The following is a 16195-nucleotide window of genomic DNA, read 5'->3' as shown; positions in this document are numbered from 1 at the left end:
CCTGGAGACGACTGTCTCGTGATTGGCAGCATCGAGCGGAAACGCGAACGGCCGGCGACGCCGGCCGTCTTCCAGTACTCAGTTGATGGTTGGTTTACATCTTCTGCTCGAGGCTGTCGAGCATGCTCTCGATCTCGTCGAGGTCTTCGAGCTTGTTCCGGGGCTCGGCCCCCTTGGGTGACTGACGCAGCAGACCGAAATCGCCCGCGATGCTGAACACGATCTTAGCGTCAACCTTGTTCATCTTGCGCATGTAGGCCTCGAACAGGCAGTTGTCGCAGAGGGTGTTGATGAGCCGGGGCACACCGCCGGCATAGCGATGAAGCGCCGGGATGGCATCGCCGGTGAAAGGCATTTTGCTGGCGCCCGCCACCTGCAGGCGGTGCTTGATATAAGATTCGGTCGTATCGACTGGGAGCGAGTGAAGATGATATTTCACGGCGACCCTCTGGGCGAGGGGCTCGTCAAGGCTGAGGCAGTCCTCCACCTCGGGAAGGCCGAAAAAAACGATATTAAGGAGCTTTTTCCCTGGGATCTCCAAATTGAGAAGACCCCGGAACTCCTCCATCAACTCCCGGCTCTGAAGCATCTGGGCCTCGTCAATAAGGACCACCGCCTTGCGCCCTGAGGCTTCGATCTCCTCGAGCCGTTCGTATAGCTGCCGGAGCAGTTTGAGCCGGTCGGTTGCGGGGTCTTCGACGCCCAGCTGCATGGCGATCCGGGTCAGAATCCACTCGGGCGTGATGCCGGAATGAACCATGACCAGGAGCGATGACTCGTAATGCTCCTCGGGAAGGTTGTCCAGCATGCGTCGGGCGAGGGTGGTTTTCCCCGTCCCGACCCCTCCCACCAGAACCGCCAGCCCCTTGTTGGAGTCGACGGCATACATGAGCCGGATGAGGGCCTGGCTGTGCTGCTCGGTATTGAAATAAAATCGGGCATCGGGGGCGTTTGAAAACGGTTCCCGTTCCAGGCCAAAATGCTCAATATAACTCATGCTCCCTCCCAGGGCTCGCGGCCCTCCCCTCAAACATAGGAGATGCGGTCCTTTTTACCCTTGCCCTGCCCCGTGCTCTCCGGAACAGGACCTTCGACCCCGAGGGTCTTCTGCAGCTGCTGGACTCTCTCGCCGACGTCCCGAAAAAAGGAATCGATGCCGGCCGCGGCCTGAAAACTCTCCAGAGCCTTGTCTGTCAGCCCCCAGTTGTCGTACATCGCGCCCATTTCATAATGCAGGCTGACCCGCTGGCCGGAACTGAGTCCCTTATCGGCCAGGGCCTCCCTGAAAACACCTTCTGACTCCTCGAAAGAGCTCCTTTCGGCGAGGCAGAGCCCCTTCAGGGTCAGGCAGTCCACTCGGCGCTCCGGTCTTTTCATGGCCTTGTCGAATTCGCCGAGAGCCTCATCGAGCAGTCCCATCTCCTTGTAGGCGATACCGAGGTGGTAATGGGATTCGAGATCTTCAGCCTCCTCCGCGGAGACCTCGGGGCCGCTCAGTTCGTTGAGGGTCTCTTCAAGAGCAAAGGCTTCATCCCCATCGCCGCTCCCGCCAACGGAGTCATCGGCCGGGAAGATTCCCAAGGGATCCCCGTCCGTCGGCGGCTCCAGAGACGCTGCCTCAGACCCGAGCCTTTCGACGATAACGGCAAGCTTGCCGCAGGCCTGAGCGTTGTCCGGATCGCGATCCAGAATGGCACGACAGACGCCCTCGGCCTCCTCGAGAAGACCCTGCTGCAGGTAAAATTCGGCTTCTTCCAGTTCGGCAGACCCGGCCGCCGAGGCAACGGGCGATGCCTCCGGGCCAACTTCAGGTTCTTCCTCCCAGGCCAAGTCAAGAAGAAGTTCCTCATCGGATTCGCTGGGGGCGCCAGAGGCCGAGACCGCTGCCGGGGCATCGGTTTCGGAGGCCACCTCAACCCTCACGTCTCTGCCGGCGGCGGAAGTTTCCTCCGTCGCCGGTTCGTCCAGTTCCAGCTCTATCTCGAATTCGAGTTCCTGCTCCTCGGGCTCCTCGGAAGGTTTGGGAACAACGGATGTTGCGGCGGTTTCTGCGACCTCTTCGAGGAATTCCAGGGGGATTTCCTCGACCTCACCTGAACCATCCTCACCATCGGAGCCACCGGAAAAATCCGCATCTTCAGGGATTCCGCCTTTGCAACCAAGAGCCTCGATGTCGACAGGCAGGTCCGCCGAAGGATGATCGCAGGATTCTTCGCCAGCGGAAAGGTCGACCTCCATGAAAGCGGACGATTCGGGTTCTCCGCTGGAGCTCGAAATCATGTCGAAGAGCTTGTTGCCCTCTCCTGCATGCTCATAAACGGCGCGAAGAGAATGGAGCACCTGCTCGTCCTGCGGCAGAGCCTCCTTGAGTTGCTCATAGATCTCCTGAAGGGCGGCGCAGCGTCCGTCATCGAGCAGAGCCTGCCGCCAGGGGTCGAGTTCACCCAGTGCGGAGTGCAAACGCCCCTCCCGAAGATGTAGTCGGACAAGCCCCAGCCGCGCATCGGGGTCGGAGGAGTCGTCCTCCAGAAGCTGCCGCAAAGCCTCCTCCTGCTCCCCCCCTCTTCCCAGAGATTCGTACCCCTGGGCCAGCAGGCGAAGAGCCCCGGTGTGCCCGGCGTGTTCTTCGAGCACCTTCCGAAGAATGGCGATGCCCTTTTCTACCTCTCCTTTTTCTATCAGGGCTTGAGCGAGCCCTGTTTTCATCTCCGACGCATCGGGGAAGAGGGGAAGGAAAATCTCATAGAGCTTGAGGATCTTGGAGATATCCCCCTTCTGCCGCAAAGATTCCTGAATCTCCCGGAACTCCTCCAAGCCCTTGTCATTCTGCCCCGCCGCGGCATAGCTTTCGGCGAGTTTGACCCGGATATTCAGATTATCCGGCGCAAGATCCTTCATTTTTTCCAGGGTCTTGACAACCTCGTCAGGCTCTTTGCGATTTTCGAAATAGTTGACCAGATTCCGGTATTCCGAAAGGGCATTGCCGACAAGGCCCTGCTTTTCATTCAGCTCTGCGAGACGGTAGTAGATTTTGACCTGTCCCGGATCGAGTTTTTGAATCTGCTTGCAGACGGCAATGGCTTTGAGGTGAAAACCGTTCTCCGCATAGTAGTTGGCCACCGTCTCATATTCACTAAGAGCCTTGTCCTTGGACCCTGCCCGGCTGAAGAGTTCCGCAAGTTTTTGCCGATGGCGAACCTCTCCCGGATCGATCTCAACGAGCTTCTGATAATCCTTGATGGCCCGGGTGATTTGCCCCTTCTGAAGATTTTTCTGCGCGGAGGCAAATAATTTTTCTTTTTTGGCCAAAGCCGTCCCCTGTCTATAGTTAATTGGGTATCAGCATACCTTAGGGCAAAAAGCGCCGCCCTGTCAAGAAAATGGAAGAGGAAATAAGCTAGAAAAAACGCATTCCTACAAGTCCCAAGGAAAAGCGGAACCGCCCCGGGAGGGATATCCCGAGACGACTGGCTCAGCGTCAGTCGAAGAGCTCAATCCTCGGCATGCCCATCTTTAAAAGGAAGCCATTTCAAACTAAAAGTTGAATTGCTGAGGGAACCCAAGTAGTAAGTATGCCGGAATTCATGTTTTTTTCAAGCGCACTACTTCTTCGGAGGAAAGGCGGCGAAACTTTCCGGCGGGAAGGTTCCCGAGATCCAGAAACCCGATACTGAGACGCTTCAGGCGACTGACCGGGTATCCGACCGCTTCGCACATGCGCCGCACCTGGCGGTTGCGCCCCTCACGGATGGTGATCTGAAGCCAGGTGTGACTGCCCCCGGACCTCACCTGTTCGACCCGTGCCGGCGCGGTGAGACCGTCCTCCAGCATCACCCCTTTTTGCAGATGGTGCCTGGCTTGGGAGGAAAGCGCACCCCGCACCCTCACCAAGTAGGTCTTTTCCACGCGGTGGCGTGGATGGGCGAGCCGGTGAGCCAGATCGCCGTCATTTGTGAGTAGGAGCAGGCCCTCGGTGTTGAGATCGAGACGGCCGATCGGAAAGAGACGGGCAGGGATATCTTTGACCAGGTCGGTAACGGTCGGCCTTCCCTGCGGGTCGCGCAAGGTGGTCACGTATCCGACGGGCTTGTTGAGCAGAAGATAAACCTTCTTTTCCCCCTGCCCGAGGAGGGCCCCGTCGACCCGGACCAGATCCTGATCGGGGTCGGCACCGTCGCCTAAGGAAGCCGGCTGGTCGTTAACCGTAACCCGGCCGGCGGCAATCCACTGTTCGGCCTCGCGGCGGGAGGCCAGACCGGCCTGGGCGATGAGTTTCTGCAAGCGCTGTTTCATGTAAAACCCCACCCGCATCGGGCGGCACTCCTGTAAATGGCTCTTAGTCTTCTGAGGTTTCCGCGGTCTCGAAAAGTGACGGGGTGGTCCCCTCCCCCTCCAGGCCCGACCCGGCGGAAAGTTCGCCGAACTCTTTCAGGGTGGGCAGGCAGGCAAGATCCCGCAGGCCGAAAAGCTCGAGAAAGCCGCGCGTCGTGCCGTAGATCATGGGACGACCCGGGGAATCCTTCTTGCCCAAAATGCGCACCAAGTGCTTCTCCATCAGGGTCTTGAGCACTCCGCCCGAGTCGACGCCCCTCAGGTACTCGACTTCGGCGCGGGTAATGGGCTGACGGTAAGCAATGATCGCGAGAGTTTCCAGGGCGGCCCGGGAAAAACGGAAAGGCCGGCTGCGATGCAGGCGCCGTACCCACTCCCCGTGTTCAGGCCGGGTTCTGAACTGAAGGCCTCCCGCGACCCGCTCAAGCAAGAGTCCGTGCCCCTGACGGAAGTGCTCTTCCATCTCAGCCAGGACCGTCTCCAGATCCTCCAGGTCGATCTCGAGAATCTCGGCAAGCCGTTCCGGGACGAGCGGCTCCGCAGAAGCGAACAGCAGGCTCTCGATCGTCCCCTTCAGCTCAGCCGTATCCAAGAGAAGACTCCGCGATCCAGAGATCGCCCACGGCCACGGCTGACTCTGAGGGGAAGAGCAAGATGGGCCCCCTCAGAGAGTTTTGCATGAAGTGCACCAGGCGCAGCCGCACGAGTTCGAGCATGGCCAGAAAGGTGACCACCACTTCCTGGCGCCCGGGGGCCTGGGAGAAAATCTCTGAAAAGGCCAGGTTCGGCCGTTGTGAAAGAAGGCCGAGGATACTGTTAACCCGCTCAGACACCGACAAACTCTCTGGCTCAACCTCATGAACCCCCGGCTCCGGGGCTCCCTTCAGAAGGGATCGAAAAGCCTCGACCAGTTCGAACAGTCCGACGGCCTGAAGAGACTGTTCCTCCTGCTCTTCACGCTCCTTCGTCTCGGTTGGCGAAAGAGTGCGGGTGAAGACCTCCCGCCCGAGCCGGGGCAGTTCCTCCAGAGAGGCGGCGGCCTCCCTGAAGCGCTGGTATTCCAGCAGCCTCCGAACCAGTTCGGCCCTGGGGTCCTCCTCGAAATCGTCCGTATCCTCGTCGGCGGATGCCGGAAGGAGCATGCGGGACTTGATGTGCATGAGGGTGGCGGCCATGAGAAGAAACTCGCCGGCGACCTCGAGGTTCAGGCTCTTCATCCCTTCGAGAATGGCCAGATACTGGACAGTTATTTCGGCGATGGGAATGTCGGAGATGTCCATCTCGTTCTTGCGGATGAGATGGAGCAGCAGGTCAAGGGGCCCCTCGAAATTGTCAATTTTGAACTGATAGCCCATGAGGACCCTTTAGCGCCCGAAGAGAAAGTGGATGGCCCTCTCCACAGTCGGCGCCTGGGGACCGGACAGAAAGGCCACAAGCTGAAAGACGATCGGCTGCAAGACCAGCCGCCAGAGATCGGTGAAAAAGACCAGAAAAATGACGAGTACGAAGCCGAAGGGCTCAAGCCGGGCCAGCAGGTCGGCCTGGCGCTGGGGAAGAATCCCGCTCAAGACCCTTCCCCCGTCGAGGGGCGGGATAGGGATCAGGTTGAAGACCCCCAGAATAATGTTGATGAAGAGGCTGAATCCGGCCATCAGCTTCACCGGCTCCAGCATCGCGGAAAGCGTCCCGGCGCCGGGGGCCAGGTCCCCCTCGAGCAGAGCCAGACCGCGCAAAAGAAGGGCCGAGGCCAGGGCAAGGGAAAAATTCGCGCTCGGCCCGGCCAGCGCCACCCAGATCATATGAGGTTTGGGACGCTTGAGATTGCGGAAATTGACCGGAACCGGCCGCGCCCAGCCGAAGCCGAAAAAGAGCAGAGCCAAGGTCCCGATGGGGTCGAGGTGCTTGAGGGGGTTCAGGGTCAGCCGGCCGAGCATTCGCGCGGTCGGATCGCCGAGGCGCTCGGCAACGTACCCGTGGGATACCTCGTGGATGGTCACCGCCAGCAGGGCTGGCACCAGCATGACGGAGATTTTGGCGACAATGCTTTCCATTAATTGCGCATCTCCAAAGGGAAAACACAGTCTTTGTAGCAGATGGGGCGGGGGGAAGTCAATGCGGCCGACAAAGGGAACCGAGAGGGACGCAGGAGTCTTAGGTCTTCGGAGCCGACCGGAGGAACCGCTTTTTCACCAGGGCGACCTCGTCCTCCCTGGTAACCACCTTGCCGTTGAGCCGGGCATCGAGCAGGCCATCGAGGATCTCCCTGTAACGGGGCCCGGGCGGTAACCCCATACGCTTCAGGTCGCTTCCGGTGAGGATGCTTGAGGCACCGGCCAGACGGGTGAAGTACTGGGAGATCCAACGGCGCACCTCCTCGTGACCGGCGCTGGCCATGAGGTAGAGCAGTGTTTCGGTTGAAAAGGGGGTCAGCCAGCGGTAAACCTGGCTGGCCCGCGGAGTGCGGCCCCGGGATCGGTAGCGGTGAATATCTTGCAAAACGCGGTGAGACTCCTCTCTTTCCTGCGCCACCACCATTCGGTAGCGGGCCGTTATACTGAGGCGGCTACAGACCCCTTCAATGGCGTCCCGATCGAGACTTGCGGTCAGGCAGAGAAAATAGACCAGCCAGCGCCGGCATGTCTCACCCGTGTAGAGCAAGGCATGCCAATGGAGGGCCTGGCTTGCGGCCTCGAACAGGGGACGGGCCTTCTTGATTCCAGCCAGGGAGGGGTGGATGTACTTGAGAAGGTCCAGTTCGGCCATGCGCAGAACCGCGGGAAGGGGGTCGGCCTCCATAAAGATAAGGACGAGTTCGTTGAAAACACGTCCCCCCCCGACCTTGTCGAGAAACCCCATGCGCACCGCGCTGCGCAGCAGTTGCTCGGTATGTACGCCCATGTGAAACCCGAGGCGCTGTTCGAAGCGGATGGCGCGAAACATTCGAGTCGGGTCTTCGACAAAGCTGAGATTGTGAAGAACCCGAATGGCCCTCTCCTCCAAGTCCCGCTGGCCCCCGAAAAAATCGTGCAAATCTCCGTAGTGTTCGCCGTTGATGGCCAGCGCCAAGGTGTTGATGGTAAAATCCCGCCGGTAGAGATCGAGCTTGATGGAGGCATGCTCCACGGTGGGGAGGGCCCCGGGCTCGAGGTAGTATTCCATCCTGGTCGAGGCGACATCAACCTTGAAGCCGTCGGGAAAGATGATCACGGCAGTGCCGAATTTGCGGTGGGCGCGGACCCGGCACTCGTGCTGCTTGGCATATTCGGTGGCGAAGGCGATCCCTTCGCCCTCCACAACGATATCGACATCGAGGTTCTCCTGGCGCAGCAGGAGGTCCCGAACAAAGCCGCCGACGGCAAAAATGTTCATTCCCAGAGCGTCCCCGACCTGTCCCATGTCCTGCAGCATTTTCAGTATGGGGGGGGGCAACTGGTCGCGCAGCAGCCGTGCCACCGACCGCTTTCGAGGAATCAGTTCCGAATTCCCGTTCCCCGCACCTTGACGGTGGTTGGCGCGAACCCCTGCCACCATGTGACGCAGGAGATCCGTGCGCGTGATGGCCCCGGCAAGACGTCCCTCTTCGAACACCGGAACAAAGCGCTGGTTGTTCCCGACAATGAGTTCCTTGAGAGATTCTACGGAGGCATCCGGGGTCACCGAGGCAAACTCCCTGCTCATATATTCCCGAACGGGGATTTTGCCAAGCCCGTGGTGGGCGGCCTTGTCAGCCACCTGCCGGGTGATGATCCCTGCCATCTCGCCATCGTCCATGACCGGCAGGGAGTTGATGTTGTAGCGGGTCAGGGTCTTGCGAACGTCCCCGATGGTGTCCGAGGCATTGACGCTCTTGACCGGAGAGGACATCAGGTGGCGGGCTTCCCACAAGGGATTGACGTGGCGCCTGAGGACATCGGGCAGCCGTTCAAGAATCTGGACCATGGTCAGGTCGCGAACCGTTCCCGAGGCCGCGAAGGCGTGTCCCCCCCCACCGAACTCGGCGAAGATCTCCCCCACATGCACTTCGGGAAGCCGGGAGCGGCCGACCAGAAATACCCGGTCCCCCATGCGAACGGCCACGAGCAGCGCCTGAAGGTTTTCCATGTCCTTGAGCTTGTGGACCAGAACCGCCAGGTCGACCACGAAATGATCCAGGGAAGCGTGGGCAATGGAGACATCAACACCGTTGACGTTGAGTACGGTGCGATTTTTGATGAGTTCGTGAAGCAGGGCGACCTGGTCGGGGGTCAACTACTGGGTGAGGAAGTCGGAGACGGTGTCGAGGTTGGCGCCGCAGGAAAGGAGAAAGGCCGCCGCCTGGTAGTCCCGGACGGTGGTGGAGCTGAAGAGCAGGCTGCCGGTGTCTTCGTACAGCCCAAGCATCATCATGGTGGCCTCTTCGGGATCGGGGGTGATACCCCGTTCCATGAAGAGCTGGGAAAAGACGGTGACGGTGGCCCCGACCGGCTCGATGAGCTCGAGGGTTCCACGGATGTCGGCCTGTCCGGACGGATGATGATCGTAGATGTGGATCTCGACGCCGTCCCGTTCCGCAACCGCTCCAAAGGGGCCGATGCGCTGCGATTGCCGGACATCGACCAGAATCAGGCGGGTGATCGCATCGAGGTCGATATCCCGGATTCGCTTGAAGTCGTAGGCATAAAGAGCGCTTCTGAGAAAAAATTCACGGAGGCTGCGCTCCTGGGCGCCGGCGAAAACAAGTTGGGCCCGGGGATAGAGCTTCTTGGCCGCGATCATGGCGCCGAGGCAGTCGAAATCGGCATTGACGTGAGTGGTGATGACTTCCATGACCGAAACCCGTCCCTTCCTCGCCCTTACGGGCGGAGACTGCCGATCAGTTCCCGGATATCCGCGATCCCCTCCTCGATGCAGAACTGCTCTATCCCCTCGATGACCTTCAGCATGGCCGTCGGTTCCACGAAGTTGGCGGTGCCGACCTGCACGGCGGTGGCCCCGGCGACAAGGAACTCCAGAGCGTCTTCGGCTTCCATGACGCCCCCCACGCCGATGACCGGGACCTTTACCGCACGGGCGACCTGGTGGACCATGCGCACGGCAACCGGCCGAATGGCCGGGCCGGAGAGTCCGCCGGTCGTGTTGGCCAGTTTAGGACGGCGGGTGCGGATGTCCACCGCCATGCCGGTCAGGGTGTTGATACAGCTGATTGCGTCGGCGCCGGCCTCCTCGACGGCTCTCGCCATGACCGTGATATCGGTCACGTTGGGAGTCAGCTTGACGATCAGGGGTTTGGCCAGGCGTTGGCGAACCACGCCGACGACGGCGGCGGCGGCCTCCGGGTCGGTGCCGAAGACGATCCCCCCCTGCTTGACGTTGGGACAGGAAATGTTAAGCTCCACCCCGGCGACTTCAGGAAGGTCCGAAAGGCGAGTGGCCACTTCACCGTACTCCTCCAGGGTGTTGCCGAAGAAATTGACGATGACGGGGGTGTTGACCTCGCGCAGGAACGGCAGTTTGTGTTCGACAAAGGCGTCTATGCCGACGTTCTGCAGCCCGATGGCGTTGAGCATGCCGCCGGGCGTCTCGGCGATGCGGGGCGTGGGATTGCCCGCCTTGGGCTTCAGGGACAGCCCCTTGGTGACAATGGCACCGATCCTCTCCAGGTCGAGATAAGGGGCATACTCCTCGCCGTAACCGAAGGTCCCCGAAGCCGGCATGACCGGGTTCTTCATTTGGATTCCCGCGACCTCCACGGCCAGGCTAGGACGCTCGTCCCCCTCCGACACGATAGCTTCTCCCTGTCTCATGATCTGCACCCCTCGCAGTATCCTTCCTCCTGACCGATCCTGCTCCAATCAAGTTGCTCGGCCCGAAACACGGGACCCTCCTTGCATGTGCACAAAAAGCGCGGTTTCCCCTCGCTGTGACCCGCCCCCTTGACGACGCAACCGAGGCAGGCCCCGACACCGCATGCCATGAGCGCCTCAAGGGAGACCTGCAGGGGCACTCCCCGATCGGCACAGATGGAATGAACCGCCTCAAGCATGGGCATCGGCCCGCATGCGTACACGCCAGCGCCGGGCTCCTCGTCGAGTTTGCTCTGCAGAACCCGGGTCACCAGACCTTGCTCGCCCAGGCTGCCGTCTTCGGTGGAGACGTAGGTCTCCACACCAAGTCTCTCGAACTCGGTCACGGCGATGATGTCGTCCCGGGTGCGTACTCCGATGAGAAGATTGACCCGACCCGTTTTGGCCAGTTCTGCGGCCAGCAGGAACAAAGGAACAAGTCCGATCCCGCCTCCGACGAGGATGCTCTGCCCCCCCGGGGCACCGAGATCGAACCCCTTGCCGAGCGGAGCCATCAGTTCGACCTGATCCCCTTCGTGAAGGGCGCTCATAGTCGCAGTGCCGCGCCCCACCACCTTGTAGAGCAGTTCGATATACTCCTTGGGGGGAAGCCCCTCGCAGTCGGGCGGCAGAAAGCCTGTGCGAAAGACCCCGAAGGGGCGGCGCAGCAAAGGGGCCAGGTCCCTTCCTACCCGAAGCATAACAAACTGACCCGCCCGGACCATCTCTTCGGCTCCCGGGGCCAGAAGGCGCATCCGGAAGTAACCGGGAGAGATTTCCTGATTGGAGAGTACAACGGTTTTGTAATCTTTCATGCTTCGTCTCTGTCCTTCCCGGGCACGGCCTCAGGCAGGCCCGTCCTTGTCTGAACCGGCGAAAAACCTAACAGGCGGCGCATGCCTATTCCGGCGCGTCAGCCTCGTGAAGCTCCATGATGAGGGCGTCTTCGCCGTCCTGATAATACCCCGTCCGTACCGCGACAGTAGAAAACCCGAAAGCCCGGTAAAGGGCTATGGCGGCCAAGTTCCCCTTTCGCACTTCAAGAAAAGCGCGCTCCAGCCCCCGGGACCTGCCGCGTGAAAGGACGTGGCGCAGAAGAGAACTCCCCACCCCGCCCCTGCGCAGCTCGGGTGACGTGGCCACGTTGTGAATTTCCAACTCCGGGCCGATCATCCAGGAACAGAGGAAACCTGCGAGGCGGTTACCAATCCACAAAAGATCGATTTCGGCATGGGGGTTTTCAAGCTCCCGAAGGAACAGCTCTCTCGACCAGGGCTGTCGATAGCAGGTCGATTCGAGGGCCAGGACAGCTTCCAGGTCTTCCGGCGTCATCTGGCGAATGGTGTGGCAGTCGGGCATGATCGTCTAATGTCCCCCGAAGGTCGAAACGGAACCCGAAAGCGACAGGTCATGGGGGTAGTATTCAGCGACCGGATGGCTATAATTCATGTAGGAACAGCCCGCCGGCGGAGCATAGTATAATAAGGCACCCCTATGGCCCTGTAAAGGGATTATGCCAGCTTGGGACGCGAAGCAAAACCCCTCCGTTCGGCCCCGAGTCCCGAATCGGCGAGGACGGAAGAAATTAATGGCCTCCGCGGGGAGACTTTGGCGTTGACAAGCCCTGGAAGATTGATCTATTAATTAGCGACTTTGCTACGGGAGTATAGACCATTGGGTAAAGAACCGAAGGCTACCTATAAGGATGCCGGCGTCGATATCGATGCCGGCAATCGTTTTGTCGAACTCATCAAGCCTCTTGTCAGAGCCACTTCGCGGCCAGAAGTGCTGACCGACATCGGCGGGTTCGGGGGACTCTTTTCCCTGCACGTGGACAAGTACGAAAAGCCCACCCTGGTGGCGGCGACCGACGGGGTGGGGACCAAGCTGAAGCTTGCCTTCCTTCTGGACAAGCACGACACGGTCGGCATCGACCTGGTGGCCATGTGCGTCAACGATATCGTCGTGCAGGGCGCCGAGCCCCTGTTCTTCCTCGACTACCTGGCCACCGGCAAGCTCGCCCCGGAGAAGGGAGCGGACATTGTCCGGGGAATCGCCGAAGGGTGCAAGCAGAGCGGCTGTGCCCTCATCGGCGGTGAGACCGCCGAGATGCCCGGGTTTTATGCCGATGGAGAGTACGACCTGGCAGGCTTCTCCGTGGGTGTCGTTGACAACAGCCGCATCGTCGACGGATCGTCCATCACCGTCGGCGACCGGGTGATCGGCATCGCTTCCAGCGGCCTTCACTCCAACGGCTATTCCCTGGCCCGCAAGGTCCTGTTTGAGCGGATGGGCCTTGCCCTGGATGCGACCCTGCCCGAGATCGGCCGGCCCCTGGGAGAGGAACTCATCACCCCCACCCGGATCTATGTCAAAGCGATACTCAATCTCCTGCGGGACTTCCAGATCAAGGGAATCGCCCACATCACCGGGGGCGGGGTCGTGGAGAACATCCCCCGGATATTGCCCAAGCACTGCCAGGCCATTATCGAGAAGAACAGCTGGGACAAGCCCCCCATCTTCGAGGTCCTTCGCCAAGGTGGCAATATCGACGAACTGGAAATGTACCGCACCTTCAACTACGGCATCGGCATGGTGCTGGTGGTTCCGGAAGAAGAAGCAGAAGACGTGATGCTGCGCCTTTCGGGTCTGAAGGAAACCGCATTCCCGATCGGCGAAATCGCCAAGTGCTCCAAAGAGGACGAGCGAATCCAGTTGGTGTAACAAAGGGAGGAAGTCTTGGCCCGAAAAGTGCGCATCGGGGCCCTTGCCTCCGGCGGGGGAACCAACCTGCAAGCCATCATCGACGCCTGCCAGAACGGTTCGCTCGATGCTGAAATCGCCCTCGTCTTCACCAACAACCCCGAGGCCGGCGCCCTGAAGCGGGCGCGAAAGGCCGGCATCGCCTGCAGTGTTCTCGACCACCGCGAATTCCAGAGTCGTGAGGATTTCGACCGCGCGGTCGTACAGACCCTTCAGGATGCCGGGGTGGAATTAGTGATCCTGGCAGGCTTCATGCGCCTGATTTCCGAGGTCTTCCTCGACGCCTTCCCAGGACGGATCATGAATATCCACCCGGCCCTGTTGCCGGCCTTTCCTGGTCTTCATGTCCAACGAAAGGCACTGGAATACGGGGCCCGCTTTGCCGGGTGCACGGTCCATTTCGTCGACAAGGGGGTCGACACCGGCCCCATCATCATCCAGGCGGTGGTTCCGGTGCTTGACGACGACACGGAAGAATCCCTGTCGGCGCGCATCCTCGTGCAGGAACACCGGGTCTATCCACGGGCCATCCAGCTTTTCGCCGAAGGACGGTTGCAGATCGAGGGACGCCGGGTTCGCATCTCTCCGCCCCTCACTCCGGCAGAAGCGTCCCTGGCCAATCCGCCCCTGGACGCCTGATTTTCCAGGCAAGTGAGCACGCCATGCCCCGCCCCATCCTGGTCAGCGCCTGCCTGCTCGGTCTCCAGACCCGGTACGACGGAGCCGCGAAACGCAACGCCGCAGTGCTCCGCTACCTTGCCGACCGGAACCTGACCCCCGTACCGGTCTGTCCCGAACAGCTCGCGGGACTGGCCACGCCACGGCCTGCCACCCGATTCACCTCTGGCGACGGAACCGGGGTGCTTAACGGAACCGGAACGGTCAAAAACAGCGAGGGGAAGATCGTCAACGATGCCTTCCTGAGGGGCGCGTCAGAGACTTTGGAAGTCGCCCGTCTGTCCGGTTGCACTGAAGCCCTGCTCAAGGAGCGCAGCCCCTCCTGTGGTGTTCATCAGGTCTATTTGGAAGAGACGATTGTCCCGGGTCAGGGAGTGGCATGCGCTCTTCTGTCGCGCCGCGGCTTTCAAGTGCGCTCCGAAGAGGACCTCTGATGGCGTGGCGCCCCTAAGGGTGGCCCCTGACCGGTCCCTATTAAAAACCCTGCTCTTCTCCACGGCATCCATGTGCGAAGGAGAGCCCAGCAACGACCAAGACCCCGCCCCGTGTCCCAACACCATTACGATGTCATAGCTCTGGGCAGCAGCCGGGCAACCCGCATTGCTCTCACCCTCCTTGCAAAAAGAGGCTGGCGTACTCTCGTCCTTGATGAGGCCGGTCCCGCCGCTTCCGTCCAGCCGTTGTCGTCTTTACACCTGGACCGGCTCCTCGAAAACTTGGTTTCCGCCTCCACCAAGTGCTCTCCCCCTCCCTTTCAACTTATCTCCGAGGATATACGAATCGACTTCAACGGAGCCGCCCCGCTCAAGGAGGAGTTGGCGCGGGAGTTTCCCGAAGCTTCGGAACGGATCGGAGAGTTTCTGACCGACCTGAAATATTTGGGAAACGCTCTGGAAGAATCCCTCTTCGACTCAGGCGGCCTACCCTCTCTGGGGATAGCCAGCCGGCTGCGTTTTTCCCGACAGTTGTTCAAAAAACGCCTGACCTCCAGGAAGCTTAATAAGCCCCTGGACAAGGCCTTGGAAGAGCTCGGAGATGGGAAGGTCACCGAAGCGATGGCGACCCTCTTCGCCGGACTGGCCCTGGTCCCCCATGAAACGCTCTCGGTCGCCGAGGCGGCCCTTCTCTGGCACTGGGCTACCCGCCCCGGTGGTATTTCACCTGCTGAGCTCGACGAGATCCTTGAAAATCGCTATCGACAATTTCGAGGAGCGCAGGAAAAGCTCTCCCGCCTTCAGGAATTCATGACCGAGGGGGGGCGACCGGTCGGCATCGTACTGAAGGGCGGACACGAATGTACGGCCCGCCATTACCTCATCGGCAGCGCAACGGCGCTCCCCTTGCTTCCGGCGTTTCTTTGCGACCGACTTAAGGCACCCGAAACCGCAAGCCGAACCCTCCACGCCGAGCTGACGGGTGACATCTCCCCCCTGCTCGCACCGGAAGTCATCCAGGCGGCCCCCTTCCCCCTGCGCCTGACCTTTGCGCCAAGTCCGGGCAATACGTCATGCACCGTGCAATATGCCGCGCCCCTGCAAGAGAAGGCCCCGTCCGAGCAGGAAATCATAGCCCGCCTGGCCCAGGTCCTGCCCTTCTGTACGATCAATTTCGCAGGAGAAGACCTTCTTGAGCATTCCGATGATCCCGCTGGAAAAACGGCCGCAAAGGCTTTTCCCGCCGGGGCAAGCCCTATCCGTTGCGGGCGCCAGTCCCTTCTCTGCAGCGAAACCATGGTCTTGCCCCACCTCGGCACTCTCGGAGGGGTGATCCTGGGCCTTTCAACGGCCAACTACCTGCTGAAAAGATTGGACAAAAAGGGCAAGACCTGAGTTCGCATCAGGACGAAGCGGCCCAGTGGAAAGACCAAAAAAAAGTTGCAATACAAAACAAACCGTGGTATCTAATCACGTTCAAAACATTCAGGAGGTAACCAAAATGGCAAGAGTTTGTGAAATCTGTGGAAAAAGACCTACGACTGGCAATAATGTCAGTCATGCACATAACAAGACCCGGAAAGTCTGGTATCCCAACCTGCAGAAAATCAAGGCGATCGACAAAGGCACCGTGCGCACCGTAAAGGTTTGCACCCGCTGCATCCGGTCAGGGGCTGTCACCAAGGCGCTCTGATATCGACGGGTAAAAAAAACGAACAGGGGGAACGGCTCACGCCGTTCCCCCTGTTCGTTTTTCCGGATTCCTGCCGGGGTGCCCCTGACTCAACCGCAAAAAGCCGTCCACTCGATCTCGACCCTGGCGCCCTTCGGCAGAGCTGCAACCTGAACCGTGGCTCGTGCAGGGGAAATCCCAGGAAACCGCCTTCCGTAAATCTCGTTGACAACGGCGAATTCCGCCAGATCCGTCAGAAAGATGGTAGTCTTGACCACCTGCTCAAAACACAGACCGGCCCCCTCGAGAGCAGCTCCCATGTTGCTCATCACCTGCTCCGCCTGAGCCTCGATACCTCCGGCGATCATCTCTCCATTGACAGGATCGAGGGGAATCTGCCCCGAAAAAAAGACATAATCCCCCGCCCTGACCCCCTGCGAATAGGGTCCGATAGCCGCAGGGGCCTGCTCCGTTTCGATTCTTGTAATCGTCAT

17 protein-coding genes are annotated in these 16195 nt (G+C 60.2%); 5 read left to right on the top strand and 12 right to left on the bottom strand.

Annotated elements, in window-relative coordinates:
• Positions 1-94: 94 nt before the first annotated feature.
• The 11 genes from C0617_RS06880 to rimI form a co-directional block, all read right to left on the bottom strand.
• Positions 95-997, bottom strand: coding sequence for an AAA family ATPase (locus C0617_RS06880; protein WP_291316277.1), 903 nt, complete (start codon positions 995-997; stop codon positions 95-97).
• Between the two features lie 29 nt (positions 998-1026).
• Entirely contained in the window at positions 1027-3309 is a 2283-nt protein-coding gene (locus C0617_RS06875; RefSeq protein WP_291316276.1) for a tetratricopeptide repeat protein, read from the bottom strand.
• Between the two features lie 273 nt (positions 3310-3582).
• A complete protein-coding gene (locus C0617_RS06870) occupies positions 3583-4293 on the bottom strand; it encodes a pseudouridine synthase (RefSeq protein WP_291316275.1) in 711 nt (236 codons plus the stop codon).
• Positions 4294-4336: 43 nt separating this feature from the next.
• Positions 4337-4924 (bottom strand): SMC-Scp complex subunit ScpB, encoded by a 588-nt coding sequence (gene scpB, locus C0617_RS06865; RefSeq protein WP_291316274.1) that lies wholly within the window; start codon positions 4922-4924, stop codon positions 4337-4339.
• Positions 4911-5687, bottom strand: coding sequence for a segregation/condensation protein A (locus C0617_RS06860; protein ID WP_291316273.1), 777 nt, complete (start codon positions 5685-5687; stop codon positions 4911-4913). Before C0617_RS06860 ends, scpB begins: the two co-directional genes overlap by 14 nt.
• Positions 5688-5696: 9 nt before the next feature.
• Entirely contained in the window at positions 5697-6383 is a 687-nt protein-coding gene (locus C0617_RS06855; protein ID WP_291316272.1) for a site-2 protease family protein, read from the bottom strand.
• Between the two features lie 100 nt (positions 6384-6483).
• Positions 6484-8580, bottom strand: coding sequence for a CBS domain-containing protein (locus C0617_RS06850; protein ID WP_291316271.1), 2097 nt, complete (start codon positions 8578-8580; stop codon positions 6484-6486).
• Entirely contained in the window at positions 8581-9138 is a 558-nt protein-coding gene (locus tag C0617_RS06845) for a DHH family phosphoesterase (RefSeq protein ID WP_291316270.1), read from the bottom strand.
• A gap of 26 nt (positions 9139-9164) precedes the next feature.
• Positions 9165-10115 carry a dihydroorotate dehydrogenase gene (locus C0617_RS06840; protein WP_291316269.1) on the bottom strand — a complete coding sequence of 317 codons (951 nt, stop codon included), beginning with the start codon at positions 10113-10115 and terminating at the stop codon, positions 9165-9167.
• A complete protein-coding gene (locus C0617_RS06835; protein ID WP_291316268.1) occupies positions 10112-10969 on the bottom strand; it encodes a dihydroorotate dehydrogenase electron transfer subunit in 858 nt (285 codons plus the stop codon). Before C0617_RS06835 ends, C0617_RS06840 begins: the two co-directional genes overlap by 4 nt.
• 85 nt (positions 10970-11054) lie before the next feature.
• Positions 11055-11513, bottom strand: a complete 459-nt coding sequence (gene rimI, locus C0617_RS06830; protein ID WP_291316267.1) for a ribosomal protein S18-alanine N-acetyltransferase — start codon at positions 11511-11513, stop codon at positions 11055-11057.
• 315 nt (positions 11514-11828) lie between these two features.
• Here rimI and purM point away from each other — a divergent pair, with 315 nt between their 5' ends.
• The 5 genes from purM (at position 11829) to rpmB (ending at position 15722) form a co-directional block, all read left to right on the top strand.
• Complete coding sequence (gene purM / locus C0617_RS06825) at positions 11829-12878, top strand: phosphoribosylformylglycinamidine cyclo-ligase (RefSeq protein WP_291316266.1); 1050 nt, start codon at positions 11829-11831, stop codon at positions 12876-12878.
• Positions 12879-12893: 15 nt separating this feature from the next.
• Complete coding sequence (gene purN / locus C0617_RS06820) at positions 12894-13556, top strand: phosphoribosylglycinamide formyltransferase (RefSeq protein ID WP_291316265.1); 663 nt, start codon at positions 12894-12896, stop codon at positions 13554-13556.
• A 23-nt stretch (positions 13557-13579) separates the two neighbouring features.
• Positions 13580-14029 (top strand): DUF523 domain-containing protein, encoded by a 450-nt coding sequence (locus C0617_RS06815; RefSeq protein ID WP_291316264.1) that lies wholly within the window; start codon positions 13580-13582, stop codon positions 14027-14029.
• A 111-nt stretch (positions 14030-14140) separates the two neighbouring features.
• Complete coding sequence (locus C0617_RS06810) at positions 14141-15424, top strand: hypothetical protein (protein WP_291316263.1); 1284 nt, start codon at positions 14141-14143, stop codon at positions 15422-15424.
• A 106-nt stretch (positions 15425-15530) separates the two neighbouring features.
• On the top strand, positions 15531-15722 hold the full coding sequence (gene rpmB, locus C0617_RS06805) for a 50S ribosomal protein L28 (protein WP_291316340.1): 192 nt from the start codon (positions 15531-15533) through the stop codon (positions 15720-15722).
• An 89-nt stretch (positions 15723-15811) separates the two neighbouring features.
• Here the strand turns inward: rpmB and C0617_RS06800 are convergent, their stop codons facing one another.
• A complete protein-coding gene (locus tag C0617_RS06800; RefSeq protein WP_291316262.1) occupies positions 15812-16195 on the bottom strand; it encodes a RidA family protein in 384 nt (127 codons plus the stop codon).

The sequence above is a fragment of the Desulfuromonas sp. genome (assembly GCF_002868845.1).
In the GTDB taxonomy this organism is placed as follows: Bacteria; Desulfobacterota; Desulfuromonadia; order Desulfuromonadales; family BM501; genus BM501.
This window is presented reverse-complemented; position numbering and strand designations above follow the sequence as displayed.

Coding starts and splice junctions, on each gene's coding strand:
- C0617_RS06880 (WP_291316277.1), bottom strand. CDS start 997: ATGAGTTATATTGAGCATTTTGGCCTGGAACGGGAACCGTTTTCAAAC.
- C0617_RS06870 (WP_291316275.1), bottom strand. CDS start 4,293: ATGAAACAGCGCTTGCAGAAACTCATCGCCCAGGCCGGTCTGGCCTCC.
- C0617_RS06860 (WP_291316273.1), bottom strand. CDS start 5,687: ATGGGCTATCAGTTCAAAATTGACAATTTCGAGGGGCCCCTTGACCTG.
- C0617_RS06855 (WP_291316272.1), bottom strand. CDS start 6,383: ATGGAAAGCATTGTCGCCAAAATCTCCGTCATGCTGGTGCCAGCCCTG.
- C0617_RS06845 (WP_291316270.1), bottom strand. CDS start 9,138: ATGGAAGTCATCACCACTCACGTCAATGCCGATTTCGACTGCCTCGGC.
- C0617_RS06840 (WP_291316269.1), bottom strand. CDS start 10,115: ATGAGACAGGGAGAAGCTATCGTGTCGGAGGGGGACGAGCGTCCTAGC.
- C0617_RS06835 (WP_291316268.1), bottom strand. CDS start 10,969: ATGAAAGATTACAAAACCGTTGTACTCTCCAATCAGGAAATCTCTCCC.
- rimI (WP_291316267.1), bottom strand. CDS start 11,513: ATGCCCGACTGCCACACCATTCGCCAGATGACGCCGGAAGACCTGGAA.
- C0617_RS06815 (WP_291316264.1), top strand. CDS start 13,580: ATGCCCCGCCCCATCCTGGTCAGCGCCTGCCTGCTCGGTCTCCAGACC.
- rpmB (WP_291316340.1), top strand. CDS start 15,531: ATGGCAAGAGTTTGTGAAATCTGTGGAAAAAGACCTACGACTGGCAAT.
- C0617_RS06800 (WP_291316262.1), bottom strand. CDS start 16,195: ATGACGATTACAAGAATCGAAACGGAGCAGGCCCCTGCGGCTATCGGA.